Below are 23,552 nucleotides of genomic sequence, written 5' to 3' on the forward strand. Positions count from 1 at the left end.
GACGTCCATGGAGATCGCCCTCGGCCCCGTGTTTTACCACTGGTCATCGGAACGGCTCGCCGCCTTCTATGAGACGATCGCCGCAGAGCCGACGATCGACCGCGTCTATCTGGGAGAGGTGGTGTGCGGAAAGCGTTCGCCGCTGACAGAACATGCGCTGGCGGCGGCGGCCGAGCGGCTCATCGAGGCTGGAAAGACCGTGGTCTGGTCAGGTCTGGCGCTTCCTGCGACCGTCCGGGACCGCAAGGCGATAGCGGCCCTGAGCCAGGTTCCGGATCTGATCGAGGTCAACGACGTGTCGGCCTTGCTGGTGCGCGAGGGGCCGTTTGTCGCCGGGCCGCTGTTGAACGCTTATAATGAAGGGGCGGTCGAGGAGTTGGCTCGTCTGGGCTGCGTGCGGCTCTGTCCGAACGTCGAGTTGTCTCTCGAGGCGATCGGCGAGATCGCGGCGCGCCGGCCGGGCATGGAGATCGAGTTATTCGCCTTCGGCCGTCTGCCGCTCGCCCTGTCGGGCCGCTGCTATCACGCGCGCAGCCATGGTCTTCACAAGGACGCCTGTCAGTTCGTCTGCGATCAAGACCCCGACGGCATGACGTTGCGGACCCTTGAGGGCGAGCCGTTTCTTGCGGTGAACGGCGTCCAGACCCAGTCCTATGGAATCCAGATGCCGGATTTCTCCGTGGCCGAAATGCGGACAGCCGGGGTGAGCGCCCTTCGCCTATCGCCTCACACCGGGGATATGGCAGCCGTCGCGCGGGCCTTTCGCGCCTACGCCGACAATAGTCTGACCGCTCGCGAACTGGCGGAGAACGTGCGAGCGGTCGTTTCATCGACGCCGTTCGTCGGCGGCTATCTGCACGGACAGGCCGGAGTCGCGCCTGCGCGTTTCGCGTGATGGAGATGGAGCGCGCCTTGCTGCGAAACCGGATCGATGTGATCGATGAGCGGATCATCTGGCTCCTGGCCGCCCGGCAGCGGCTGACCGATGCTATGGCGGCCTTCAAGACGGCCGATGCGGTTCGAGATGATCAGCGTATCGCCGCTGTCCTGTCTCACATGCGGAGCCAGGCAGACGTCCTCGGTCTGTGCCCTGAAGCGGTAGAAAGAATCTGGGGCCTGCTTATGGAGGTCAGCGCGGGTCGGCAGGAGCGCCGCCTACAGGCAGGAGAGGGTTAGGCGCCTTGTTGATGACCAGCGACGGAAAACTTCAAGCAGCGACCTGAATGCTGTCCTTCACCAGTACCGCGAACTCTTCAAAGAGCGCGGTCCGGGTTTGGGCGTCGCTCCAGTAGGGATTGGTGAAAACGCATCGGATCACGGTCATGGTCGGGGCGTCCACCACGCCTCGCCAGCGCTTCACGTGGCTATCGATGACCGCGGCGCTGGCTGGGCCGAGCTCCGTCTTCGATACCGAGAAGCCGGGAGCCTGGCTGATGACCTCAAACAGGGCGTGGGTCCGGCGATTGGCCGATGAGAGCCGTTCGCCGGCTGCGGCGATGGAGCAACAGGCGATGTTGGTGTCGGACGGCTCGAGAAAACGCGCTTCCGGGACCAGATCCACCATCTTCGCCTGGAACTGACGTCGGGCGCGGATCGTCTCGGCGAGCACCTCGCCGAGGCCTGTCGGATCGAAACCGAGTGTGCGTCCGGTCAGCCACACGGCAGCGGCGCCGGCGCCCGAACGCGATCCTTCGAGGGTTGAGGCCCATTTAGCGTCGCCCAGTTCCGGCCGCGCCAGATAGGGGGCGTCGAAGGTGGATACGGCGTAGCTTTCCTTGTCGCGGACGAGAAAGGCGCCGCAGGCGTAGGGCGTGTAGCCGAGTTTATGGGGGTCGATGGTGACGGAATCGGCTGCGCCCAGGGCGTCCAGAGCCGCGGCGGCTCTGGTGTCGAACACCTTCTTCGCTATGCGGAAGAAACCGCCGTAGGCGGCGTCCACATGACTCCAGACATGAAATCCGCCTTCTTGGCGGAGACCGTCCAGACGCTGTCGCCAGACGTGCAGGGAGTCGATCTGTCCGGTTTCCGTAGCGCCGGCGACGCCCACTGTCAGCAGGATCGGGCGGCCTTCGTCGCGAGCGCGAGCGACCAGGCCGTCGAAAGCTTTCATGTCCATTCGGCCATCGGCGTCGAGGGCGACGCTCCACAGGGCGTTCTCGCCCAGACCGAATACGCTGGCCGCCTTGCGCCAGGAATAGTGCGCTGTGGCTGGAGCCAGCAGCACCGGACCACGCCAACTGCCGCCCGAGGCGCGATCCAGTCGGCGCCAGATATCGACCGGGTCGCCCGCCGCGGCGCTGCAAAGGCGTAGCGCCTCTTCGGTCGGCTCGTGCGTTTCTCGCAGGCTTCGGTAGCGGTTCCATCCCATATGGGCGTCGGCGAAGACGTCAAGCGGACGCCCTGTCTGCTCGGCGAGCCACAGGGCCAGGCTGAGCCAGTGATCCATCCGGCAGCGCGCGCGCCAGACGGCTTCCATGTTGGCGACGGTGCCGCCGGAGGTGAAATGCCCCTGGGCCGTCTGAGGGTCATAGCCCAGCATGGTCGCCAGCATCTCGATGGCTTCCGTTTCCAGCACGCTTCCGACGCGGCTGGCGTCCCGCGAGGTGTTGTTCGGATTGTGCAGCATGGCGGCGATCCAGCCGAGCAGGGCGGGCGTCGATATGTCCGACTTCATGTGCGCGATGTAGCGCGGGGTGCAGGTCGGAGTTTCGGCGCTCAAGGCCTGACAAAGCCGGTGGAGTTGATCCGTCAGGATCTCATGGTCCTCATCCCGCGAGCAGGCGTTGGCGGAAGCGTCCTGTGGGAAAAGGGCCCGTCGCCACTCGAACCAGTGATCGAGCACGCCGGCCAGGGCTGTCTGAATCCGGACGGCGTTCTCGCCGCGGGCCCCCGGAAAATGGCTGGCGACAAGACTGTTGGCGAGGGAAACGGGCGCCATGATTGATGCTCGCGAATTCTGGAGGATGCGACGCTGCTTGTCGGGGACGGGCGGCGCCTGGATGTCGGCGTGGGGCGCGCGGCCTAGCCGCATTTCGAGTAACCGCAGTCCTCGCAGCTGTCGCAGCCCTCTTTGCGTATGAGGGAGCCGCCGCCGCAGCGTGGGCAGGAGGGGCCGTGGCGAGGGCCTTCCTGGTGCGCGGAGACGGCCGAGATGTGGTCATTCCCGGGCGTTTCGGAGCGCGCTAGGTGCCGCTCGATCACCCCGCCGATCGCGGCCAGGAGGGAAGGGACGTAACGTCCGTGCAGCCAACCTCCGCCGCGAGGATCGAAGACAGCCTTGAGTTCTTCGGCGACGAAGCCGACGTCCCCGCCGCGTCGGAACACGGCCGAGATCATGCGGGTGAGGCCGAGGGTCCAAGCGTAGTGCTCCATGTTCTTGGAGTTGATGAAGATCTCGAACGGCAAGGGGCCGTCCGGACCTTCGATGTCGTTGATGGTGACGTAGACGGCGTGGGGGCTGTCTGGCCATTTGACCTTGTAGGTCTTTCCATCAAGCGACTCGGATCGGGGAAGCAGGACCAACTCCGGGGGGGGGCGCGGCCTGTCGTCGGGAGCTGAGGGAGGGTCTACCGTCAGGACCGAGCCGGTCACCGCATTGGGGCGGTAGGTCGTCAGACCCTTGCACCCCATGCGCCACCCCTGGACATAGACCTCCGAGAAGTCTTCGAAAGAGATGTCTTCGGGGCAGTTGACGGTCTTCGAGATCGAGCTGTCGATGAAGGCCTGAGCCGCCGACTGCATCCGAAGATGGTGAAGCGGCGTAAGGGTCTGAGCGGTGACGAATACGTCCTGCGGGGGCGGAGTCTCTCCATGCAGCCGCTTCCAGACCGTGAGGGCGTAGTCCTCGACCGCCTCTTCGCGCCGTGTCCCGTCGGGTTGCAGCACCTTTCGCGTATAGGAGAAGGCGAAGACGGGCTCGACGCCGGACGAAACGTTTCCGGCCAGCAGCGAGGTCGTGCCCGTGGGGGCCACAGAGGTCAGGCAGCCGTTGCGCAGGCCGTGGCGGGCGATCAGGTCTCGCGTCTCCTCGTCCAAAGCCTTGAGGTTCGGCGTGTCCAGAATGGCGGCATCATAAAGCGGAAAGGCGCCTTTCTCGGCGGCCAGTTCGGCCGAGGCGCGATAGGCTTCGCGCTTGATCACGCCGAGCCACTGCTGGGTCAGGGCCTCGGCATTCGCTTCGCCGTAGCGGGCGCCGCAGAAGACCAGGGCGTCGGCCAGTCCCGTGACCCCGAGGCCGATCCGACGCTTGGCTCGCGCTTCCGCCGCCTGAGCTTCCAGAGGGTAGCGGGAGACGTCGATGACATTGTCGAGAAAACGGACGGCCGTCCGGGTCAGTTGGCCCAGCCGTTCTTCATCCAGCACGGCGCCCTTGTCGAACGGCGTGGAGACAAGTCGCGCCAGGTTGATCGATCCCAGAAGACAGGCGCCGTATGGCGGCAGCATCTGCTCGCCGCAGGGATTGCTGGCGGAAATGGTTTCGCACCAGGCCAGATTGTTTCGGTCGTTGACCTGGTCGATGAAGATGACGCCGGGCTCGGCGACGTCATACGTGGCTTGCATCAGCCGCCGCCAAAGTTCGCGCGCCTGAACCGTGCGATAGGTCTCGCCCGCGAACGTCAGGGGCCATTCCCCATCGCTTTCGAGCACTTGCATGAAGCTGTCCGGCACCAGGACGGAAACATTGAAATTTCTCAGCCGTCCAGGATCGCGCTTAGCGTCGATGAAGGCCTCGATGTCCGGGTGGTCGATCCTGAGGCAGCCCATCATAGCCCCGCGCCTCTGGCCGGCCGACAGGATGGTGCGGCACATGGCGTCCCAGACATCCATGAAACTCAACGGACCGGAGGCGTCTGCGCCCACGCCTTTAACGGCTGCGCCCGACGGCCGAATGGTCGAGAAGTCCATGCCCACGCCGCCGCCCTGCTGCATGGTCACCGCAGCCTCGCGGACAGCGGCGAATATGCCGGGAAGATCGTCGGGCACCTCGCCCATGACGAAGCAGTTGAACAGCGTCACCGATCGCGCTGTCCCGGCCCCCGCCAGGATGCGTCCGGCGGGCAGGAACTGGAAATCCGACAGGGCGTCCGCGAACCTGTCACGCCAGATGCGGCGCGCTTTCGGAGCTTCAGCGTCCGCGACGGCTGCGGCGACCCGCGACCAGGTCTGCTCGACGGTTTCGTCTCCGCCGCCGTCTGATGCATTGAAGCGATATTTGCTGCGCCAGATTTCAGCGGCGAGAGGGTTGTCGAACGCCATGCGGTCCTCCTTCGAGAGGCAGTCAGGCTGACTGATTCAGACGCGCGGGAGTTTGCGTTCAGACAAAGACACGTATGCGGCCGGACTTGATATTTGGCAGGTTCGCATCGCCCCGCCTTCGTTCAGGCGGTTCCTTTTCAGCTCAGTTCGAGAGTGACGTGCGGCGAGCGCGGCAAGGGGCGTCGTTCGCTCGAATGATCAGCGCCGGCCGCAGTAGCGTTTGGCGGTTTCAGGAGCTCGAACGTTGGGCGGGCGCCCTTTGTCGACCATGGCCAGATAGTGCGGATAGCTGATGACATGGCTCCAGGACTTAAAGTTGAGCTTTGAAAAAACGGATCACTTCGTCGTTCAGGGCGTCGTGGAAGACTGCGCGGTCAAACCCTGGCGTCGGCGTGCAGATCAAAGGAGCGGCAGCGGCCAGTTTCGGCGAGCAGGGCGGCAGGAAGTCGAAGTGCGTCGCACCCTCGACGCGATGGTATTCAGGAGGCGTGGGCAAGGCGTCGCGCACCGGTTCGACATAGAAGGGAGCGGGCAGGATCTGGTCGGCGCCGGCCTGCCACAACTGGATCGGCTGGGTGACGTTGCGCAGGCCGTCTTTTGTGAAGGTGAAGCCCAGGGCTGGCGCGGCGACGACCAAGGCCTTGAGGCGGGCGTCATGCGGCAGACGCGGGGCGGCGGCGGCCTCCTTCATCGTTCCAGCGGGCTGGCCGATCAGGCGGCAGTCATAGAAGCCGGGGTTGGCGCGGCAGTGATCGGTCAGTCGCCCCAGGTCGGGATCGCCGCCCGCCGCCGCCAGAACCGTGAATCCCCCTGCGGAAAAGCCGAAGGCTCCGATGCGGCCCGCGTCGATTCCGGCGCGAGCGCTCCAATCCTTGGTCATGTAGTCGATCAGTACTGATAGCTGACGCGTGCGGCCGACGATGTCCGTGGCGCGGCTCTGATCGCGCCAATTGTCGCCCGTGTGGGTCAGGGCGGCGACGACGAATCCCGCTTTCGCCAGGGCCGCAGCGGTGTCGTGATGGCTGCGGAAGTCGCCGCCGTTGCCGTGTGAGATGACGATCAGGGGACGCGGTTCCGCCGCCGCTTCGGTTGGAAGCCACACGCCCGCCTCGATGACTGGCTGGCCGCTGTCGGGAATGGACAGGCGCGCGGAGAGTACGCCGTCGCGGATCATGGGATCGAAGGCTTGCGGCGGGGCGACGGGCGCAGGCGCGGCGGTCGCGGCGCAGGCGCTCAACAAGATGGAGGCGGCGGCGATCAGGGCGGCGGTGTTCATGTGGGTTTGGGCCTCATGGCGAAAGGTGATGAGGCTGTGTGAGGCCGTGAAGCGTCGCTGCGCCAGCCGATATGGGCGAACGGGCGAACGGGTTCGCAGCCCGGCGAATCGCTATCATCGGCGGTGGCGCTTGCTAATCTGCAGCCATGGAATCGAGGTCACTGAAGGGCAGACGATGGCGGGCGGCGGCCATGGGCTTCGCTGTCTCGACCGCCGTGGGGCTGGCGCTGGGGGTCATCGGACCGTTCGGCAGCTATCTGAGCGGAACCCTGCCGGTGCGGACGGTCTATTGGGTGGTCTGCCTGTGGGCCGGGTGGCTGGCTTTCGGCGTCAGCCTGCCGATCCTGGCGCGCTGGGCGTCGAGGCGACGGATTTCAGCCTGGATCTGGACGCCGCCGGCGGTGGCGGTTCTGACCCTTTTACCTGTCGTGCTCAGCCGGACGCTGGCGGTGCGGTTGTGGCCGGTGGTGGGAGAAGTGGGTTGGCTGGAATGGTACGGCCAGGGCCTGGTGATCAGCGCCCTGGCTACGGCGGGCATGATGTGGGCGACCCGGCCACGTGAGGCGACGACGGACAAACCCCAGGCCGAATCCGCCGACCCGCGCGACCGCCTGCCGGCCAGGCTGGGACGGACCGTCCTGTGTCTGCAGATGGAGGATCACTATGTCCGGGTGCATACGCCGGAAGGGTCGGCCTTGGTGTTGATGTCCTTGTCGCAGGCCATGGCGGGATTGAAGGACGTGGATGGAGCGCAGACCCATCGCTCATGGTGGGTGGCGCGTGCGGGCGTGACCGGCGTTGTTGAGGACGGGCGCAACATGCGCCTGCGCCTGGGCGGCGGGCTTGAGGCGCCGGTGTCGCGCGCCCGCGTCGGCGCCTTGCGTGAGGAAGGCTGGCTTTAGGCGACGACGCCGAACAGGCGACCGACGCCTGCCGTTATGCCCATGGCGAGCGCGCCCCAGAAGACCACGCGCGCAACTGAGCGGCCGATGGGCGCGCCTCCGGCCTTTGCGCCCAAGGCTCCTAGCAGAGCCAGGCCTAGCAACGCCGATCCTGCGACCCATAGAGCCAGACCGGCCAAGGGCGCCAAGGCGGCCACGACCAGGGGCAGGGCGGCTCCGGCCGAGAAGGTCACGGCCGAAGTGATCGCCGCCTGGATAGGACGGGCGGTGGTGATTTCGGATATGCCCAGCTCATCGCGGGCGTGGGCGCCGAGAGCGTCGTGCGCCATCATCTGTTTCGCGACCTCTGTCGCTAGATCGGGCGTGACGCCGCGAGCGGCGTAGATCCCGGCCAATTCCCGCACCTCGGCCTCGTGATCCCTGGCCAGTTCGGAAGTTTCGCGTGCGAGATCGGCCTTTTCAGTGTCGGACTGGGAACTGACTGAGACGTATTCGCCTGCGGCCATGGACATGGCGCCGGCGGCCAGACCCGCGACCCCCGCGATCAGAACTGCGCCTTGGCTGGACGCCGCGGCCGCGACCCCTACGATCAGGCTCGCGGTCGAGACCAAGCCGTCATTGGCGCCGAGCACCGCCGCCCTGAGCCAGCCTATACGCTCGACCCGGTGCGTTTCCCTGTGAAGCATGCTCTCTTCTCCCGATGACGGCTGAAGCCAAAGCCTATTTAGGCTCGCGCTCGGCCCAGCGCAGCAGGGGAATGAGCGGCACGCCCCAGCCGATCCCTGCCACAGCGAAGAAGATCAGATCGATCCACCAGGCGTCCGGCAGGTGGTCATGCAGGGTCACGGCGCCCCACACCCAGAAAGCCAGGAAGAAGACGACGGCCAGGGTGGCGACGAAGCGGCGGGCGCGAGGAGGCATCAGCGCTTGCTCCGGAACAGGAAGAAGGCGACCAGGCCCAGGACCACGGCGGCAAAGGCCCAGGGCAGCCATTCCCAGTCGGATAGAGTGGCCACGGCGAACACCCGCACGGCCAGGAAGGCGCCGCATGCGCCGCTGACCAGGGCGACCAGAATGGTCCCGCCCAGGCCGCGCCGCCCGGTCAGCAGGTCGGCGATCCAGGCCAGGCCCAGGGCCCCGGCCAAGGCGATGGCGATCTCGACATATTGCACCGCTTGGCGCTCCCCTTGAATGTTGTGCGACGCTTTGGCGTAGAAACCGACTCGATCTTGCCTCGCGGGAGGGGCATATCCCTCGGTTCCGCCGCCTGTGAAAGAGGCGGCAAGCATATCGGGGCGAACGGCAGGCGTCGAATGAAGCGTTTTGGTGAATTGGACCACAGCCGCGCGGTGGCGCTGTGGCTGTTTTTCTGCGCGACCTTGGTGTTCGCCATGGTGGTGGTCGGGGGCGCGACGCGCCTGACCGGCTCGGGTCTGTCGATCACGGAATGGAAGCCTATCATGGGCGCCCTGCCGCCGATGAACCACGCCGACTGGGTCGAAGCCTTCGACAAGTACAAGGCCATTCCTCAGTACGTCGAGGTCAACGCCGGCATGAGCATGGCGGAGTTCCAGTACATCTTCTGGTGGGAATGGGCGCACCGTTTGCTGGGCCGGCTGATCGGCGTGGTCTTCGCCGTGCCCTTCGTCCTGTTCCTGGCCTTCCGCGCCATGCCGCGTCGTCTGATCGGACGCTGTGCGATCCTGTTGGCCCTGGGCGGCCTGCAGGGGCTGATCGGCTGGTGGATGGTGTCCAGCGGCCTGGCTGAGCGCATCGATGTGGCCCCGGAGCGGCTGACGACCCACCTGGGCCTGGCCTTTCTGATCTTCGCCGGCCTGATCTGGACGGGGCTAGAGGCCTGGTCGGGTTCGGACTTCACGCGCGCGCCGCGCGGCTGGAGCTGGGGCGCGGGCCTGCTGCTGGGCGGCGTCTTCTTCCAGTGCCTGCTCGGCGGTCTGGTGGCCGGGGCCAAGGCGGGCATGATCTACACCGACTGGCCGATGATGAACGGCGCCCTGTTCCCGCCGGTCGAGTGGGGGCAGGGGGCGCTGGCCTTCTTGCACGATCAGGGGCTGGTGCAACTGAACCACCGGATCGGCGCCTATGTGCTGCTGTTCGCGGGCACCTTCTATGCGGTCCAGGCGCTGCGCGGGCGCCTGGGCGAGGGGCTGGGCGCTTCGGCCCTGGTTCTGGCGGGCGCGCTGTGGCTGCAGGCGGGACTGGGCGTCCTGACGCTTATCCATGCCGTGCCGGTGACGCTCGGCGTGCTGCACCAGGCTGTGGCGGCGCTGGTGCTGGCGACGGCCACGGTGAATCTGTGGCTGGTGCGGCGTTCACGTCCGAGGATGTTCGCCTCGGGGCTTCGCTAAGAAAAAGGCCGCCTTCCGGATCGGGAAGGCGGCCTTCTCAATTGCGCGAGAGGGAACCCTTTAGCCGATCTTCACCCGAGTGGCGGATTCCGGCAGGTCTTCGCCGAAGGCGCGCTGATAGAACTCAGCGATGGTCGGCCGTTCCAGTTCGTCGCACTTGTTCAGGAAGGTCAGGCGGAAGCTCAGGGCCACGTCGCCGCCAAAGATGATGGCGTTCTGGGCCCAGGTGATGACCGTGCGGGGCGACATGACGGTCGAGATGTCGCCGTTCATGAAAGCGTTGCGGGTCATGTCGGCGACGCGGACCATGGCGGCGATGCGGCGCTTGCCCTCGGCGTCGTTCCACTCCGGCACCTTGGCGGCGACGATCTCGGCCTCGACGTCGTGGTCGAGATAGTTGAGCGTCGTGACGATGTTCCAGCGGTCCAGCTGCGCCTGGTTGATCTGCTGGGCGCCGTGGTACAGGCCCGTGGTGTCGCCTAGGCCGACCGTGTTCGAGGTGGCGAACAGGCGGAACCACTTGTTCGGACGAATGACGCGGTTCTGGTCCAGCAGGGTCAGGCGGCCTTGAGCCTCCAGTACACGCTGGATCACGAACATGACGTCTGGACGGCCCGCGTCATATTCGTCGAACACCAGGGCGACCGGGCGCTGCAGCGACCACGGCAGGATGCCCTCGCGGAATTCGGTGATCTGCTTGCCTTCCTTCAGGACGATGGCGTCCTTGCCGATCAGGTCGATGCGGCTGACGTGGGCGTCCAGGTTGACGCGAACCATGGGCCAGTTCAGGCGGGCGGCGACCTGCTCGATGTGGGTCGACTTGCCGGTGCCGTGATAGCCCTGAACCATCACGCGGCGGTCGTAGGCGAAGCCCGCGCAGATGGCGAGAGTCGTCTGGGGATCGAAGCGATAGGATTCGTCGATCTCGGGCACGTGGCTGTCGCGCGTTTCGAAGGCGGGCACGACCATGTCGGAGTCGATGCCGAACGCTTCCTTCAGCGTGATCTTGCGGTGCGGTTCAAGGATGACGAGCGGATCGGGGGAGGCGTCGAGCGGAGAGGTCATGGCCATCCACCTAGCGCCCTCGCGCGCGCGGCTCAACACGCGCGAGGGGCCGGATGGATTATTCGCCCTGGGCCGGTCGCTCTATTCCGCCGACAGGTCCACGTCGACGTTGCCGCGCGTGGCGTTGGAATAGGGGCAGACCTGATGCGCCTTCTGGATCAGATCGTTGATCACCGCGCTATCCAGGCCATGGTCCGACACCCGCAGGGTTACGTCGAGATTGAAGCCTTCGCCGCGCGTGTTCTTGCCGAAACCGATCCCGGCCGCGACCTTGGTGTCGGGGCCGACCGGCGTGCCCGCCTTGCCTGAGACCAGCCGCAGGGCGCCGAGGTAGCAAGCGGCGTAACCCGTGGCGAAAAGCTGCTCTGGGTTGGTTCCATCGCCGCCCTTGCCGCCCATTTCGGTGGGAACGGACAGGCGCACGTCGATCTTGCCGTCGTCAGTGGCCGATCGGCCTTCGTCGCGACCTCCGCCAGAGGCTGTGGCGTGGGCGCGGTACAAGACTTCCATCTGTGGACTCCTTATCCCCAGCCTGGGGATCAAATGGGGGATGACACGGAGGCAACGCCCGTCAGAAACAACGGTTCTGTGATTCGGGAAATCGGCAAGAGGGTGTTAATAATTAGGCATCGCTCCCGTCGGGGGAGAGGGACATGGAAACGCACACGCAATATTTTTGCTATGTCTATGATGCGCCCGGAAGGACGCCTCAGATGTTCCCCTTGGAGGCCGACAGCTTCACCGAGGCGATCCAGGAAACACAGCGCATGATGCTGGACGAATCCGGGGCCGAGGTCTTTGCGGAAATCTGGGATTCCTCGGCCGTCGGTCAGGCCATGATCCGCGTTGACGCCTTGCCGGGTGAAGGCGGTCTGTTACGATCGCTCAGGCGTGCCCGGCCTTTTTCAAGGTTTTCCAGGCCTTGATGACGCTCTGAAGCTTGGCTTCCGCGCCACGGTCGCCGCCGTTGGTGTCGGGGTGAAAGCGCTTGAGCATCTCGTGATAGCGAGCCTTGATGGCCGCCTTGTCGGCGCCGGGCTCAAGGCCAAGGTCGGCCAGGGCGGTGCGTTCAAGGCGTCCCATTCCATGATGGGGGTCGTTCTGGACGGGGGCGTCGCCGTTCACCCTGCGACCGAACAGGCCGAAACTGTCGCGCCACGAACCGGCGCCTGAGTTATTGGCCGTGCCGAACTTCGCAGCGAAGGCGGCGGCCTCGCGCGTCTGCGGGCCCGCCTTCATCTGCCAGGTGGGGCGGCCGCCGGTCATGGCCTCGTTTTCCTGAGCGGCGCGAATCTGGCCCTCGTTCATGCCCGCGTAGAAGTTCCAGCTCTTGTTGTACTGGCCCGCGTGCGCCTGGCAGAAGTTGTAGAACTCGTTCAGTTGCTCACGCGACTTCGGCGCGCGCGCCGTGGCCGGACGCGTGCAGTCGGCCCAGTCGCAGGGTTTCTCGCCCGGCTTGAGACGCAGGACATCCTCCGCCGCTTCCTGTTCCTCGTCGGGACGCGGCGGCTTCACCCGAATATCGGTGAAGCGAGGCTTGTATTGAAAAGACGCAGACATCGCCCGAAGTGTAAGGCCGAATTGGACAGCTTCAAGGAGTTCCCATGTCTGACGGCCCGATCGCGACGGTTATGCGCGAAAAACTGACGGCGGCCTTCGCCCCGGTGCGCCTGGATCTGGAAGACGACAGCTGGAAACACGCCGGTCATCACCACGAGGGCGGAATCGACGGCCGTGACAACGGCGAGAGCCATTTTCAGCTGACTATCGTTTCAGAGGCCTTCTCGGGGCAAAATCGCGTGCAGCGCCAACGGGCGGTCAACGCGGTGTTGAAGGCGGAGCTGGCCGGGCCTGTTCACGCGCTTTCGATCCGGGCGCAGACGCCGCAGGAAGCTCAATCTTGATACCCACAGACGTGCAAGAAATTCGGATTACGTAGTTATCCGCATTCATATCGTCTTAGAACCTTTCCCCTTAGCGTCCGCACCCGAAGCATTTTGCAGCGGGCGGGGGCGTCGCGATGGTTGGATCTGACGGGTTCACAAAGGGGATGGAAGGGGCGCAAGCACCGGGCGAAGCGGCCCAGGCCCTGACCGCCATCCTGCAGACTCACTATCTGCGCTATCTCATCATCGTCAGCTGGGCGCTGGGCTTGATCGCGACGGTCGGCCTGGCGCACGGTCTGGTCTGGTTCGTGGCCACCCTGGCGGCGGGCGCCCTGCGCGGGGAAGTCGAAAAGCGAGTCAGCCAGAGAGCGGGCAGCGGCTGGGGCCTGGTGTTCCCGGCTGTGGCCACGGCCACCACGGCGGTCTGGGCCGTGGCTCCGCTGCTGGCCTGGTTCTCGTCGTCGATGTTCGGGCGTGAACTGGCTATCGCCTTTTTGATGTCGGGCTATGTGCTGGTCTTCGCCCAACTGCGCAATTCGCCGCGACAGGCTATTTTGATCTCCTCCCCTTATGGCGCGGCGGCGGCGATCATCGCCGTCAATCTGCTGGGCGATCCGGTCTTCTGGCCCTTTGTGGCCTTGGCGCCGTTCACGGCGGCCAGCCTGTTCGTTCTGGTGACGATGACCATGCTGCGCGAGGAGCGCATCCGCGCCTTTCAGGAACATCAGGCTCATCTGATCGAGGAACTGGAAGCCGCCCGCGACAAGGCCGACGCGGCCAATGAGGCGAAATCCAACTTCCTGGGCGTCATCTCCCACGAGTTGCGCACGCCGATGAACGGGGTGCTGGGCGCGGCGCAATTGCTTAGCGCCACTCGGCTGGAAGGGGCGCAGCGTGAGTATCTGGCCATTATCCGTAACTCCGGCGACAATCTGCTGAGCCTGCTGAACGACATCCTCGACATGACGAAGATCGAGGCGGGGCGCATGAATTTCGAAGCGGTGGACGTGAATCTGGAGGATTTGCATCGCCGCATCGTCGGCCCGTTCGAAGCCCAGGCTGAAGCGAAGGGCCTGAATTTCATCGCGGAATTTGAAGGCGATGTGCCGGCCGTGGTGCGGGGGGATCCTTTGCGCGTCTGTCAGGTCGTGCAGAACCTTCTGTCCAACGCCGTCAAGTTCACGGATCAGGGGGCGGTGCGGTTCGTGACACGCGGGCGTCGTGTCTCGGAACGTCGGGTGGCCTTTGAGTTCGTCGTGATCGACAGCGGCTCGGGTATTTCCGACGACGATATGGATCAACTGTTCCAGCCCTTTACTCAGGTGGACGCGTCCTCGACGCGACGGTTCGGCGGAACGGGTTTGGGGCTGACGATTTCGCGTCGCCTGGCCAACATCATGGGCGGAGAGATTTCCGTGACCTCGAGTCTGGGCGAAGGGTCGACCTTCACCTTTGTCGTCGAAGGCGAAGTGGTGGCCTGGCGCGCCGCCGAGGCCGCGGCCGTCGCAGAAGGCGACGTCGTTGCCGGCGACGGCATGGAAGTGCTGGTGGTCGAGGATCACCCCGTCAACCGTATGATCCTTGAGGCTTGGATGGCGTCCACGGGACGGCGCACCAGCATGGCCGAGAATGGGCGGGAAGCGGTGGACGCCGCCCGCGACCAGCGGTTCGATCTGATCATCATGGACGTCAACATGCCGGTTATGGATGGACTGGCTGCGACGCGCCTGATCCGCGAAGACGGGGGCGTCAACGCTGAGACGCCCATCATCTTCCTGTCGGCCTCTGCGCGGAACGAAGACCATGAGGCGGGTCTGGCGGCGGGTGCTGACGCCTATCTGAACAAGCCGATCGATTTCCGAAGTCTTTCGGCCCTGATGGTTCACGCTCAAGGCGGGCGAGCCGCGTTGCGTCGCCTTGCGGAGCAGGGCAACGAGGCGGCGGCCGCTTGATCCGGCAAGCGGAAGTCTAGGGAAACCTATGGCTTCTAGGCCGTTGTGCGGGGGCGCCTGAAGAGCTGGAGCCCGATTGCGTCCCTTCGCTGAACTGTTGGATCGCCTGTCGCTGACGACTTCGCGCAATGCGAAGCTGATTTTGCTACGCGATTATCTGAAGGCGACGTCCGATCCCGATCGTGGCTGGGCCTTGGCGGCGTTGACCGGCGATCTGAGCTTCGCCACGGCCAAGCCCGCCATGATCCGCAAGGCGGTCGAGGCGCGGGTGGACCCGGTCTTGTTCGGCTGGTCCTATGACTATGTCGGCGACTTGGCGGAGACGACGGCGCTGATCTGGCCGCGCGATCCGATGCACCGCGCCAATCGCGAGCCGGAATTGGGCGAGGTCGTGGACGCCCTTATGCGGGCTGATCGCGCGGAAGCGCCGTCTCTGATTGAAGGTTGGCTGGACGCGCTTGAGCCCAAGGGGCGTTGGGCCTTGCTGAAATTGGTGACGGGCGGGCTGCGGGTCGGTCTGTCGGCGCGGCTGGCGCGTACGGCCGTGGCCATGATGCGTCCGGCGACCGTGATCGACCCGCCCAGCCCGGATGGCCGTGAGGCGACGGAAAGCCTGCCGCCCATCACCGTCGGCGATATTGAGGAAATCTGGCACGCTCTGAGGCCGCCCTATGAGGATCTGTTCGCCTGGGTGGAGGGGCTGGCGGAGCAGCCCAGCGCGGATGCGCCCGGCCGGTTTCGCCCGGTCATGCTGGCGACGGCTCTGGACGAAGGGCTGGACCTGCCGCGCCTGGACCCCGCTGATTTCTTCGCTGAATGGAAGTGGGACGGCATTCGCGTCCAGGCGGTGCGCGAGGGCGGTCAGACGCGCCTCTATTCCCGCACGGGCGACGAGATTTCAGCCGCCTTTCCCGATGTGGCGGCGGGGTTGCGCTTTGAGGGAGCGGTGGACGGCGAGCTGCTGGTGATCCGCGACGGAGTGGTGGCGCCCTTCGGCGACCTGCAACAGCGGCTGAACCGCAAGACGGCGAGCGCCCGACTGATTCAGGACTATCCGGCGGGCATCCTGGCTTATGATTTGTTGGCCGAAGGGGCGGAGGATCTGCGCAGCCTGCCCCTGGCCGAGCGGCGGGGGCGGTTGGAGCGACTGGCGGCTGAGCATGATGGAGAGCGGTTGGGCCTGTCGCCTCTGCTGAAATTCACAGATTGGGACGATCTGGCGGCTCTGCGCGCCGATCCGCCTGTGGGCGCTGCGGCCGAAGGGCTGATGCTGAAGCGTCGTGACAGCCTGTATGTGGCGGGCCGCCCCAAGGGGCCGTGGTTCAAGTGGAAGCGCGATCCGCACGTCATTGACGCCGTACTGATGTACGCCCAGCGCGGCCACGGGAAACGGTCCGGCTATTATTCCGACTACACCTTCGGGGTCTGGACGGAGGAGGGGACGCTGACGCCCGTCGGCAAGGCCTATTTCGGCTTCACCGACGAAGAGTTGAAGCAGATCGACAAGTTCGTCCGCGATCACACGACGGATCGCTTCGGCCCTGTTCGCGCCGTCCGCGCCGAGCGTGATTTCGGCCTGGTGCTGGAGATCGCCTTCGAGGGATTGCAGCGCTCCACGCGGCACAAGTCGGGGGTGGCCATGCGCTTTCCGCGCGTCAGCCGCATCCGCTGGGACAAGCCAGCGCGGGAGGCCGACGCCCTGGACTCCGTTCTGGACCTGCTGGACGCCATCGAACGCGGCGGCGGGCGGGTCAACGCCGGTGAAAAAGCTTGACCGGCGGGGCTTCCAATCGGCTGCATAGGCGTTAGACCCGGCTCATGCTCATGAATTTCCTGCATACCCCTGCCGTCCTCGCCGAGCCCCTGGCTCAGGTGGTGGCCGCTGGCGAGCAGAGGTTGACCGTCGACGCGACCATCCTGGCCAAGGCCATGGATATGCTGGGCGATTTCGCCATCAACCTGACGGTGGCGGCGATCATCTTCGCCCTGACCTTGGTGGCGGCGCGCTGGGCGTCGGGGGCTGCGCGCAAGCTGCTGGGCCGCACCAAGGCCGTTAGGCGCGATCCGACGGTGCTGGCCTTCATGGTTCAGATCGTGCGGGTGGTGGTCATCATCATCGGCATGATCGCCGTGCTGCAGCGGCTGGGCGTGCAGACGACCTCCATCATCGCCGTTCTGGGCGCCGCCTCCCTGGCGGTCGGCCTGGCGTTGCAGGGCACGCTGTCGAACGTGGCGGCGGGGGTGATGCTGCTGGTCCTGCGCCCCTATCGCGTCGGCGAGGTCATCGATGTGGGCGGCGCCTCGGGAACGGTGCAGAAGCTGGACCTGTTCACCACCCAACTGACGAACGCCAACAACCACAAGATCGTCATTCCGAACTCCAAGGTGCTGAGCGACGTCATCATCAACCTGACGGGCCAGCGGACGCGCCGGATCGAGATCAAGTTCACCGTCGGCTACGGCGAGAATCTGAAGGAGGCGCGCGACGTGCTGGCGGCGGTGGCGCGGCTTCACGACAAGGTGCTGAAGGATCCTGCGCCCTGGACCGGGGTGACGGCCCTGCTGGACAGCGCGGTCGAGATCACTCTGCACGCCTGGGTGAACACTAGCGACTGGTGGCAGACCCAGGCCGATCTGATGCAGTCGGGCAAGGAAGCCCTAGACGAAGCCGGCATCGAGATTCCCTTCCCGCACCAAGTCGAGGTGCCGGCGAAGGACGCCAAGTTCGCGCGGGTCGTCATGGCCCCGATCCAGGACAGTGCGGTCCAGGGCGAGGCCTCGGACCAAGGGAGAGAATGAGCCGTGCGTTTTGATTTCGGTTCCGACAATACGACGGGCATGGCGCCCTCGGCGCTTCAGGCCTTGGTCGCCGCCAACGCCGGGTTTGCGCGGGCTTATGGCGCGGACGAAACCTCGGCGCGCGCCGCCGATTTGATCCGCCAGACGCTGGACGCCGACGCCGAGGTGCGTTTCGTCTTCAGCGGCACTGCGGCCAACGCCATCGGCCTGTCGATGTTGGCGCGACCCTACGAGGCGGTGCTGGCGCATCATGCGGCCCACGTCTGTACAGACGAGACGGGGGCGCCTGGATTCTTCGGCCAGGGCGTCGGCTTGATCGGCCTGCCGGGCTATTCGGGCAAGATCGACCTCGCCGCGCTCTACGCCGCGCTGGAAGAGCCGGTGGTCGGGCATCGTCAACCGCCGGCTGCGCTCAGTGTGACGCAAACGACCGAATATGGCGCCGTTTATTCCGAAGAAGAACTTCGCCACTTGATCGAACCGTCAAAGCGGGCGGGCCTGGGCGTGCACATGGATGGCGCGCGGCTGGCTAACGCTGTGGCGGCGGGCTTCGATCCCAAGGACATTCCGCGCCTGGGCGTCGATGTGCTGTCGTTCGGCGGGGCCAAGGCGGGCGCGCACTGCGTCGAGGCCCTGGTGATCTTCGACAAGAGGTTGACGCGCCGGATCGACAACCGGCTGAAGCAGGCGGGGCAGACGGCGTCCAAGGGGCGGTTGCTGGCTGCGCCGATGCTGGGACTTCTGGAATCCGGCGACTGGCTGACGGGCGCCGCCCACGCCAATCTGATGGCGCAGCGCCTGGCCGACGGCATCGAGGGGCGGACGCCCTTCGTACTGGCCCACCCGGTGGAATCGAACACTGTCTTCGTGCGGATGCCGGACGAGGCGCATCAGGCGCTGAACGCTGCGGGTTGGGCCTGCTATCAATTCGACGATGGTTCTGTGCGGTTCGTCTGCTCCTGGGCGACGGATGAAGCGTCGGTGGATGAGTTGATCGCCGTCGTGGCGAGCCTGGATTGACGTGGCGGGCGCGTTCCGCCTCGGAGGCATGATGGCGGCGGGACGTGACGATGCGCGGTGAACGCTCAGGACGGCGCGGCGACCTCGCAAGCAAGGCCGTGAACGCCGGGACGGATCCTGCGCAACAGGAGGCGCCGCCTACGCTGGAGGCGCTGAAGAATTTGATCGGCGTGGTGGCCCGTTCGGGCGCGCCGCAACTGCCGTGGCGCGTGACGGGGGCTATCCTGCTGACCCTGGCGGGCAAGGGGCTGGGCGTGCTGGCGCCGTTGGTCCTGGGCGCGGCGGTCAATCATCTTGCAGCGGATCAGGGGCCGGCGGCGTCAGTGGGGCTGGGCTTCGCCGCCTTCGCCGTGGGCTGGGCCCTGGTGCGCTTTTTGTCGGCGGCGACGCCGCAGTTGTCAGACGTGGTGTTCGCGCCGGTGCGTGCGGCGGCGCAGCGCAAGACGGCGGCCGAAACCTTCGCCCACGCCCTCAGCCTGTCGCTGGACTTCCACCAGACCAAGCGGTCCGGCGCTCTGTCGCGGGTGATGGACCGGGGCTCGCGCGCGGTCGATTTCCTGCTGCGGATCCTGATGTTCAACCTGGGCCCGACGGTGCTGGAGCTGGTGCTGGCGGCGGCGGTTCTGGGCGGCAAATACGACTGGCGCTTCGGCGCCGTGGCGGTGGCCGTGGTGCTGATCTATGCGGTCGCGACCTTCTCCATGGCCAACTGGCGGCTGGAGCACCGGCGCGCCATGAACGCCGCCGACAGCGAGGCGGCGGGCCTGTCGGTCGACGCCCTGCTGAACTACGAAACCGTCAAGTCGTTCGGCGCCGAGGGCCGTGCGGCGCAGGCCTATGATGCGTCCCTTGCGACCTATGCGAAGGCGTCGCTGAAGGCGAACACTTCGCTGGCGACTCTGAACCTGATCCAGGGTCTGATCATGAACGTCGGCCTTGGCGTCATGGCGGTCATGGCCGGGTTCGAGGCCGCGGCCGGGCGCATGGGGCCGGGCGATGTGACGGCGGCGGTGCTGATCATGATCTCCCTCTATGCGCCGCTGAACATTCTGGGCTTTGCGTATCGAGAAATCCGCCAATCCTTCATCGACATGGAGGAGATGCTTAAGGTGACGCGTCAGGCGCCGCAGGTGGCGGACGCGCCCGACGCCATTGATCTGCCGCGTCCTGAAAGCGGGCGAGGCGCCGAAATCGTGTTTGACCATGTCGGTTTCCGGCATGACGCGCGGGCGGCGGGGCTGGACGACGTCAGCTTCGTCACGCCCGCGGGCACCACGACCGCCCTGGTCGGGCCGTCGGGGGCGGGCAAGTCCACCATCGTCAAGCTGGCCTTGCGGCTGCTCGACCCGCAGGAAGGCGCGGTGCTGATCGACGGCTGGGACGCGCGCAGCGTGACACAGGCGTCGCTGCGGGCCGCCGTGGCGCTGGTGCCGCAGGACGTGGCCCTGTTCAACGACACTATCGCCGCCAACATCGCCTTCGCCCGGCCCGATGCGGACGAGGCGGCGATCTGGGCGGCGGCGGAAGCGGCGGAACTGGCCGACTTCATCCGCAACCTGCCCGAAGGCATGGACACGCGCGTCGGCGAGCGGGGTCTGAAGCTGTCGGGCGGCGAGCGTCAGCGGGTCGGCATCGCCCGCGCCCTGCTGGCCGATCCCTGCATCCTGATCTTGGACGAGGCGACCAGCGCGCTGGACAGTCGGACCGAGGCGGCGATCCAGAAGACGCTGCGCAAGGCGCGGACCGGCCGCACGACCCTGGTCGTGGCGCATCGCCTGTCGACCGTGGCCGACGCCGATCAGATTCTGGTGCTGAAGGCGGGCCGCATCGTCGAACGCGGCGCCCATCACGAGTTGGTGGCGCGTCAGGGGGGAGAGTATGCGGCCCTGTGGCGCAAGCAGACGCGCGGCGCGAAGGCCCAGGCCGGTTAGGCTTCAGGCTCTCCGGCGCCGGGAACCTTGGCCTTGAGCACGTCCTTGAGGCTGTCCAGCACCTTGGCGCGGGCGTCGGAGGCTTCGGAAGGCAGCGTCAGCAGCAGGCGCAGGGCTTGAGCGTGGACCGTGACGACGCGCCAGTCAAAGGCTCGGCCCTCGGGCGCGGCGTCGATCAGGTCGCACAGATTGGCCGCGGCTGCGCACAGGTCGTTGAGTTCAAACGGCCCGGCCGCGTCGATCACGGCGCTGGCGTGGCTGTAGGCTTGATCCAGGGCGGTTTCGTCGATGCCGACGGGAGCGGGCAGGGCCGCCAGGGCCGTGACCTGTTCCTGAATGATCTCTCGGCTGCGGGCTTCCAGCCCGGCCAGATTGGCGCGGGCCTGGTTCAGGGCGACGCCGACGCTGACGCCGCCGGGCTGGTCGACCAGGGTCGATAGGCGACTGCGGCGGCGATTGTGCGTGATGACTGTCATAGCTCCACCGCCGCCCTGCGTTCTTTTTCAAAGGCTGTCTTGCGGCGCTCTTCGGCGCGACGCTCAGGGCCGGGCCAGGGCTCGCTGCGGAAGCGGCGGTCGGGGCCGAAATAGTCGCCGACCTCCAGGAAGGGGCGGTTATCCCGCGACACCCAGACGATGCGCTCCAGCAGGACGCCCGCGCTGAACGGCTTGGTGATCAGGAAGTTGGCGCCGCAATCGCGCGCATCCGACACCTTGGAGCGGCGCACGTGGGCGGCGGTCATGATGACGGGCGTATAGGCGTTCGGCTCCAGACCGGAACGGCGCAGCCAGCGCACGAATTCGTATCCGCTCATGCCCGGCATTTCGCAGTCGACCAGGATCAGATCGACTGGATGAGTCTGTAGGATGGAGATGGCCTCGGCCGCGCTCTCGCAGGCGTGACGCACCTTCATGCCGAAACCGAGCAGGGCCTGGGCGGTCAGCTCCAGTGAAAAGGGAGAATCGTCGATGACCATCGTCACCGCGCCGTCGAAGTTGAATACCGCGCTTTCGCGCAGGGATTCGCCGACCCCGTTCATGCCGCGCATGGGAGCCTGCCGATGCGAGCGGGGGGAAACAGAACGAATCGCATGATGTCAGCTTCGGCGGCGTTGCGACGCCGCGCAATCGCGATCAGCCCTTGATCAACCCAGACGGCCGATGGCGTAGAAGCGGTCGGCGCGCTGTTTCTTGAGCTGCTCAGCGGACAGGCCGGACATGGCCTTCAGCTCTTCTTCCAGAACCTGGCCGACATTGCGGATCGCTTTTTCACGGTCGGCGTGGGCGCCGCCCAGGGGCTCGGGGATCACGCGATCGACGATCTTCAGCTCTATCAGGTCGGGCGCGGTGATCTTCATGGCGTTGGCCGCGTCCTTGGCCCGCGCGCCGTCGCGCCACAGGATGCCCGCCGCGCCTTCCGGCGAGATGACCGAATAGATCGAGTGCTCCAGCATCAGCACGCGGCTGGCGGCGGCGATGGCGATGGCGCCGCCCGAGCCGCCTTCGCCTGTCACCGTGGCGATGGAGGGCACGCCCAGGGTCAGGCCGCGCTCGGTCGAGCGGGCGATGGCCTCGGCCTGTCCGCGCTCTTCAGCGCCCAGACCCGGATAGGCGCCGGCGGTGTCGACGAAGGTCAGGACCGGCAGGCCGAACTGCTCGGCCATGTCCATCAGGCGGACGGCCTTGCGATAGCCCTCGGGGCGGGCCATGCCGAAGTTGTGGGTGATGCGGGTCTGGGTGTCGTGACCCTTTTCGTGACCCATGATCACGACCGGCTGGCCGCGGAATCGGGCCAGACCGCCCAGGATGGCCTGGTCGTCGCCGAACTGACGGTCGCCGTGCAGCTCAACGAAGTCGGTGAACAGGCCGTCGACGTAATCGACGAAGTGCGGACGCTGGGGGTGGCGCGCGACCTGGGTTCGCATCCACGGATCGAGGTTGGCGTAGGCCTTGGTGCGCATGGCGTCGGCCTTCTTGCGCAGGGCGGCGATCTCGGTCTCGAACGACCCGCTGGTCGGCGCCAGAAGCGACAGCTCGGCGATCTTGGCGTCCAGTTCGGCGATCGGCTTTTCGAATTCGAGATAGTGCGTGGCCATAAGGCGTCCGTGAGGAAGAAGCGCGCTTGGCGCTACGGAAGGCGGCGGAACCTAGAGCGCGGAACGCCTCGGAGCAAGCGCGGGTTCAGTCGTCCTTCGCCAAGGGGTGGTTGGCGTGGACCACCTGGGAAAGGCGGTCGACAGCGACGTGGGTGTAGATCTGGGTGGTCGAGATGTCGGCATGGCCCAGCAGGGTCTGCACCACGCGCAGGTCAGCGCCGCCTTCCAGCAGGTGGGTGGCGAAGGCGTGGCGCAGGACGTGGGGGCTGACGCGGGCCGGGTCGATACCGGCCGTGATCGCCGCCTGATCCAGAAGCTGGGCGAAGCGGCGCGGCGTCAGATGGCCGCTCTTGCCATGCGAGGGGAACAGCCAGGCGCTGTCGGGCGTGTTCGGCTTTCGGGCGGCGTCGCGGGCGTTCAGCCAGGCCTTGATCGCCTCGCGCGCGGGCATGTTCAGCGGGGCCAGCCGCTCCTTGCCGCCCTTGCCGCGCACGATCAGATAAGCGGGGTCGCGGCGCACGGCCTCGACTTTGAGCGCCAGCAGCTCGGATACACGCAGGCCCGAGGCGTAGGCCATTTCGACCAGGGCGATCAGGCGCAGGCCCGCCGTACTGTCGACGGCGCCGGCGGCGATCAGCAGGGCCTCAATTTCGTCGCGGCTGAGGGTCTTGGGCAGGCTCCGGCCCTGCTTGGGCGCGTCCAGCCGGCGCGAAGGATCATCGGCTCGCCAGCCCTCGCCCAGGGCGAAGCGATAGAACTGGCGCACGGAGGCGCGGCGGCGGGCGGCTGTGGCGGCGGACAGGCCGCGCCGCGACAGGTCGGCGAACCAGGCCTCCAGCGTCTCCTGCGGCGCGTTCACCAGGCCCCCGGCGTCGTTCAGCCAGGTCTCTGCGTCCGCCAGATCGCGGCCATAGGCGGCCAGGGTGTGGGGCGAGGCGTCGCGCTCCACCGCCATCATCTCCAGAAAGGCTTCGATCTGCGGGGTCATGCGGCGCGTCTGG

Annotated in this window: 24 protein-coding genes; 11 read left to right on the forward strand and 13 right to left on the reverse strand. The window is 66.3% G+C overall.

The genetic code is table 11. The annotated features are described in order from the left end of the window. Positions 1-7 precede the first annotated feature (7 nt). Together ubiV and FGL25_RS06595 are read left to right on the forward strand one after the other, a co-directional pair. Positions 8-895 (forward strand): ubiquinone anaerobic biosynthesis protein UbiV, encoded by an 888-nt coding sequence (gene ubiV, locus FGL25_RS06590; RefSeq protein WP_252970066.1) that lies wholly within the window; start codon positions 8-10, stop codon positions 893-895. Continuing rightward, positions 895-1,176 carry a chorismate mutase gene (locus FGL25_RS06595; protein WP_125902184.1) on the forward strand — a complete coding sequence of 94 codons (282 nt, stop codon included), beginning with the start codon at positions 895-897 and terminating at the stop codon, positions 1,174-1,176. Before ubiV ends, FGL25_RS06595 begins: the two co-directional genes overlap by 1 nt. A 31-nt stretch (positions 1,177-1,207) precedes the next feature. Here FGL25_RS06595 and FGL25_RS06600 read toward each other — a convergent pair whose 3' ends face one another. From FGL25_RS06600 to FGL25_RS06615, 3 genes are all read right to left on the reverse strand, one after another. Next, on the reverse strand, positions 1,208-2,938 hold the full coding sequence (locus FGL25_RS06600) for a pyridoxal phosphate-dependent decarboxylase family protein (protein ID WP_167493310.1): 1,731 nt from the start codon (positions 2,936-2,938) through the stop codon (positions 1,208-1,210). An 83-nt stretch (positions 2,939-3,021) separates the two neighbouring features. After that, on the reverse strand, positions 3,022-5,256 hold the full coding sequence (locus FGL25_RS06605) for an adenosylcobalamin-dependent ribonucleoside-diphosphate reductase (protein WP_138141299.1): 2,235 nt from the start codon (positions 5,254-5,256) through the stop codon (positions 3,022-3,024). Between the two features lie 310 nt (positions 5,257-5,566). After that, the gene (locus FGL25_RS06615) at positions 5,567-6,532 is read right to left on the reverse strand and encodes an alpha/beta hydrolase family protein (RefSeq protein ID WP_138141300.1); all 966 of its coding nucleotides are present in this window, start codon (positions 6,530-6,532) and stop codon (positions 5,567-5,569) included. 191 nt (positions 6,533-6,723) lie between these two features. Here FGL25_RS06615 and FGL25_RS06620 point away from each other — a divergent pair, with 191 nt between their 5' ends. Then, complete coding sequence (locus tag FGL25_RS06620) at positions 6,724-7,434, forward strand: LytTR family DNA-binding domain-containing protein (protein ID WP_167493311.1); 711 nt, start codon at positions 6,724-6,726, stop codon at positions 7,432-7,434. Here FGL25_RS06620 and FGL25_RS06625 read toward each other — a convergent pair. The 3 genes from FGL25_RS06625 to FGL25_RS06635 are packed head-to-tail and all read right to left on the reverse strand — an operon-like array spanning position 7,431 to position 8,606. Continuing rightward, positions 7,431-8,120: a VIT1/CCC1 transporter family protein gene (locus tag FGL25_RS06625; RefSeq protein ID WP_138141302.1), complete on the reverse strand. Its 690-nt coding sequence runs from the start codon at positions 8,118-8,120 to the stop codon at positions 7,431-7,433. The two genes, FGL25_RS06620 and FGL25_RS06625, sit on opposite strands and share 4 nt — an antisense overlap. Positions 8,121-8,154: 34 nt before the next feature. Then, positions 8,155-8,355 carry a DUF2842 domain-containing protein gene (locus FGL25_RS06630; RefSeq protein WP_138141303.1) on the reverse strand — a complete coding sequence of 67 codons (201 nt, stop codon included), beginning with the start codon at positions 8,353-8,355 and terminating at the stop codon, positions 8,155-8,157. Next, positions 8,355-8,606: a hypothetical protein gene (locus FGL25_RS06635; protein WP_003165294.1), complete on the reverse strand. Its 252-nt coding sequence runs from the start codon at positions 8,604-8,606 to the stop codon at positions 8,355-8,357. The genes FGL25_RS06630 and FGL25_RS06635 overlap by 1 nt, the downstream gene beginning before the upstream one ends. A gap of 141 nt (positions 8,607-8,747) precedes the next feature. Here FGL25_RS06635 and FGL25_RS06640 point away from each other — a divergent pair, with 141 nt between their 5' ends. After that, on the forward strand, positions 8,748-9,803 hold the full coding sequence (locus FGL25_RS06640; RefSeq protein WP_138141304.1) for a COX15/CtaA family protein: 1,056 nt from the start codon (positions 8,748-8,750) through the stop codon (positions 9,801-9,803). A gap of 60 nt (positions 9,804-9,863) precedes the next feature. Here FGL25_RS06640 and cobS read toward each other — a convergent pair whose 3' ends face one another. Further along, the gene (gene cobS / locus FGL25_RS06645; protein WP_197733810.1) at positions 9,864-10,874 is read right to left on the reverse strand and encodes a cobaltochelatase subunit CobS; all 1,011 of its coding nucleotides are present in this window, start codon (positions 10,872-10,874) and stop codon (positions 9,864-9,866) included. A 75-nt stretch (positions 10,875-10,949) separates the two neighbouring features. After that, positions 10,950-11,378 (reverse strand): organic hydroperoxide resistance protein, encoded by a 429-nt coding sequence (locus FGL25_RS06650; protein ID WP_003165291.1) that lies wholly within the window; start codon positions 11,376-11,378, stop codon positions 10,950-10,952. 143 nt (positions 11,379-11,521) lie between these two features. Here FGL25_RS06650 and FGL25_RS06655 point away from each other — a divergent pair, with 143 nt between their 5' ends. Next, positions 11,522-11,794, forward strand: a complete 273-nt coding sequence (locus FGL25_RS06655; RefSeq protein ID WP_003165290.1) for a hypothetical protein — start codon at positions 11,522-11,524, stop codon at positions 11,792-11,794. On the opposite strand, the gene FGL25_RS06660 is transcribed toward FGL25_RS06655, so the two are convergent. Further along, positions 11,754-12,428, reverse strand: a complete 675-nt coding sequence (locus FGL25_RS06660) for a J domain-containing protein (RefSeq protein WP_138141306.1) — start codon at positions 12,426-12,428, stop codon at positions 11,754-11,756. The two genes, FGL25_RS06655 and FGL25_RS06660, sit on opposite strands and share 41 nt — an antisense overlap. Positions 12,429-12,472: 44 nt before the next feature. On the opposite strand from FGL25_RS06660, the gene FGL25_RS06665 reads away from it, so the two are divergent. The 6 genes from FGL25_RS06665 to FGL25_RS06690 all read left to right on the forward strand — a co-directional run bounded on the left by FGL25_RS06665 (position 12,473) and on the right by FGL25_RS06690 (position 20,456). Beyond that, a complete protein-coding gene (locus FGL25_RS06665) occupies positions 12,473-12,772 on the forward strand; it encodes a BolA family protein (RefSeq protein ID WP_046654126.1) in 300 nt (99 codons plus the stop codon). A 116-nt stretch (positions 12,773-12,888) separates the two neighbouring features. After that, on the forward strand, positions 12,889-14,706 hold the full coding sequence (locus FGL25_RS06670) for a response regulator (protein WP_138141307.1): 1,818 nt from the start codon (positions 12,889-12,891) through the stop codon (positions 14,704-14,706). Positions 14,707-14,782: 76 nt separating this feature from the next. Beyond that, positions 14,783-16,480: a cisplatin damage response ATP-dependent DNA ligase gene (locus FGL25_RS06675; RefSeq protein WP_138141308.1), complete on the forward strand. Its 1,698-nt coding sequence runs from the start codon at positions 14,783-14,785 to the stop codon at positions 16,478-16,480. 50 nt (positions 16,481-16,530) lie between these two features. Further along, positions 16,531-17,505 (forward strand): mechanosensitive ion channel family protein, encoded by a 975-nt coding sequence (locus FGL25_RS06680; RefSeq protein ID WP_003165284.1) that lies wholly within the window; start codon positions 16,531-16,533, stop codon positions 17,503-17,505. 3 nt (positions 17,506-17,508) lie between these two features. Next, complete coding sequence (locus FGL25_RS06685; protein WP_138141309.1) at positions 17,509-18,525, forward strand: threonine aldolase family protein; 1,017 nt, start codon at positions 17,509-17,511, stop codon at positions 18,523-18,525. 50 nt (positions 18,526-18,575) lie between these two features. After that, positions 18,576-20,456, forward strand: a complete 1,881-nt coding sequence (locus FGL25_RS06690; RefSeq protein WP_138141310.1) for an ABCB family ABC transporter ATP-binding protein/permease — start codon at positions 18,576-18,578, stop codon at positions 20,454-20,456. Here the strand turns inward: FGL25_RS06690 and FGL25_RS06695 are convergent. The 4 genes from FGL25_RS06695 to FGL25_RS06710 form a co-directional block, all read right to left on the reverse strand. Continuing rightward, on the reverse strand, positions 20,453-20,932 hold the full coding sequence (locus tag FGL25_RS06695) for a general secretion pathway protein GspK (RefSeq protein ID WP_003165281.1): 480 nt from the start codon (positions 20,930-20,932) through the stop codon (positions 20,453-20,455). The two genes, FGL25_RS06690 and FGL25_RS06695, sit on opposite strands and share 4 nt — an antisense overlap. Then, positions 20,929-21,504 carry a response regulator gene (locus tag FGL25_RS06700; protein WP_046654117.1) on the reverse strand — a complete coding sequence of 192 codons (576 nt, stop codon included), beginning with the start codon at positions 21,502-21,504 and terminating at the stop codon, positions 20,929-20,931. Before FGL25_RS06700 ends, FGL25_RS06695 begins: the two co-directional genes overlap by 4 nt. Positions 21,505-21,600: 96 nt before the next feature. After that, positions 21,601-22,551, reverse strand: a complete 951-nt coding sequence (locus tag FGL25_RS06705; RefSeq protein ID WP_003165279.1) for an acetyl-CoA carboxylase carboxyltransferase subunit alpha — start codon at positions 22,549-22,551, stop codon at positions 21,601-21,603. A gap of 85 nt (positions 22,552-22,636) precedes the next feature. Further along, complete coding sequence (locus tag FGL25_RS06710) at positions 22,637-23,539, reverse strand: site-specific tyrosine recombinase XerD (RefSeq protein ID WP_138141311.1); 903 nt, start codon at positions 23,537-23,539, stop codon at positions 22,637-22,639. Between the last annotated feature and the right edge of the window lie 13 nt (positions 23,540-23,552).

Origin of the sequence: Brevundimonas vancanneytii (assembly GCF_901421975.1) — a bacterium.
In the GTDB taxonomy this organism is placed as follows: domain Bacteria; phylum Pseudomonadota; class Alphaproteobacteria; order Caulobacterales; family Caulobacteraceae; genus Brevundimonas; species Brevundimonas diminuta.

Excerpts from the sequence above, each read along its gene's own strand:
- ubiV (WP_252970066.1), top strand. The coding sequence starts at position 8 with ATGGAGATCGCCCTCGGCCCCGTGTTTTACCACTGGTCATCGGAACGG.
- FGL25_RS06595 (WP_125902184.1), top strand. The coding sequence starts at position 895 with ATGGAGATGGAGCGCGCCTTGCTGCGAAACCGGATCGATGTGATCGAT.
- FGL25_RS06600 (WP_167493310.1), bottom strand. The coding sequence starts at position 2,938 with ATGGCGCCCGTTTCCCTCGCCAACAGTCTTGTCGCCAGCCATTTTCCG.
- FGL25_RS06605 (WP_138141299.1), bottom strand. The coding sequence starts at position 5,256 with ATGGCGTTCGACAACCCTCTCGCCGCTGAAATCTGGCGCAGCAAATAT.
- FGL25_RS06615 (WP_138141300.1), bottom strand. The coding sequence starts at position 6,532 with ATGAACACCGCCGCCCTGATCGCCGCCGCCTCCATCTTGTTGAGCGCC.
- FGL25_RS06620 (WP_167493311.1), top strand. The coding sequence starts at position 6,724 with ATGGGCTTCGCTGTCTCGACCGCCGTGGGGCTGGCGCTGGGGGTCATC.
- FGL25_RS06625 (WP_138141302.1), bottom strand. The coding sequence starts at position 8,120 with ATGCTTCACAGGGAAACGCACCGGGTCGAGCGTATAGGCTGGCTCAGG.
- FGL25_RS06630 (WP_138141303.1), bottom strand. The coding sequence starts at position 8,355 with ATGCCTCCTCGCGCCCGCCGCTTCGTCGCCACCCTGGCCGTCGTCTTC.
- FGL25_RS06640 (WP_138141304.1), top strand. The coding sequence starts at position 8,748 with ATGAAGCGTTTTGGTGAATTGGACCACAGCCGCGCGGTGGCGCTGTGG.
- cobS (WP_197733810.1), bottom strand. The coding sequence starts at position 10,874 with ATGGCCATGACCTCTCCGCTCGACGCCTCCCCCGATCCGCTCGTCATC.
- FGL25_RS06650 (WP_003165291.1), bottom strand. The coding sequence starts at position 11,378 with ATGGAAGTCTTGTACCGCGCCCACGCCACAGCCTCTGGCGGAGGTCGC.
- FGL25_RS06655 (WP_003165290.1), top strand. The coding sequence starts at position 11,522 with ATGGAAACGCACACGCAATATTTTTGCTATGTCTATGATGCGCCCGGA.
- FGL25_RS06660 (WP_138141306.1), bottom strand. The coding sequence starts at position 12,428 with ATGTCTGCGTCTTTTCAATACAAGCCTCGCTTCACCGATATTCGGGTG.
- FGL25_RS06665 (WP_046654126.1), top strand. The coding sequence starts at position 12,473 with ATGTCTGACGGCCCGATCGCGACGGTTATGCGCGAAAAACTGACGGCG.
- FGL25_RS06670 (WP_138141307.1), top strand. The coding sequence starts at position 12,889 with ATGGTTGGATCTGACGGGTTCACAAAGGGGATGGAAGGGGCGCAAGCA.
- FGL25_RS06680 (WP_003165284.1), top strand. The coding sequence starts at position 16,531 with ATGAATTTCCTGCATACCCCTGCCGTCCTCGCCGAGCCCCTGGCTCAG.
- FGL25_RS06690 (WP_138141310.1), top strand. The coding sequence starts at position 18,576 with ATGCGCGGTGAACGCTCAGGACGGCGCGGCGACCTCGCAAGCAAGGCC.
- FGL25_RS06695 (WP_003165281.1), bottom strand. The coding sequence starts at position 20,932 with ATGACAGTCATCACGCACAATCGCCGCCGCAGTCGCCTATCGACCCTG.
- FGL25_RS06700 (WP_046654117.1), bottom strand. The coding sequence starts at position 21,504 with ATGCGCGGCATGAACGGGGTCGGCGAATCCCTGCGCGAAAGCGCGGTA.
- FGL25_RS06705 (WP_003165279.1), bottom strand. The coding sequence starts at position 22,551 with ATGGCCACGCACTATCTCGAATTCGAAAAGCCGATCGCCGAACTGGAC.
- FGL25_RS06710 (WP_138141311.1), bottom strand. The coding sequence starts at position 23,539 with ATGACCCCGCAGATCGAAGCCTTTCTGGAGATGATGGCGGTGGAGCGC.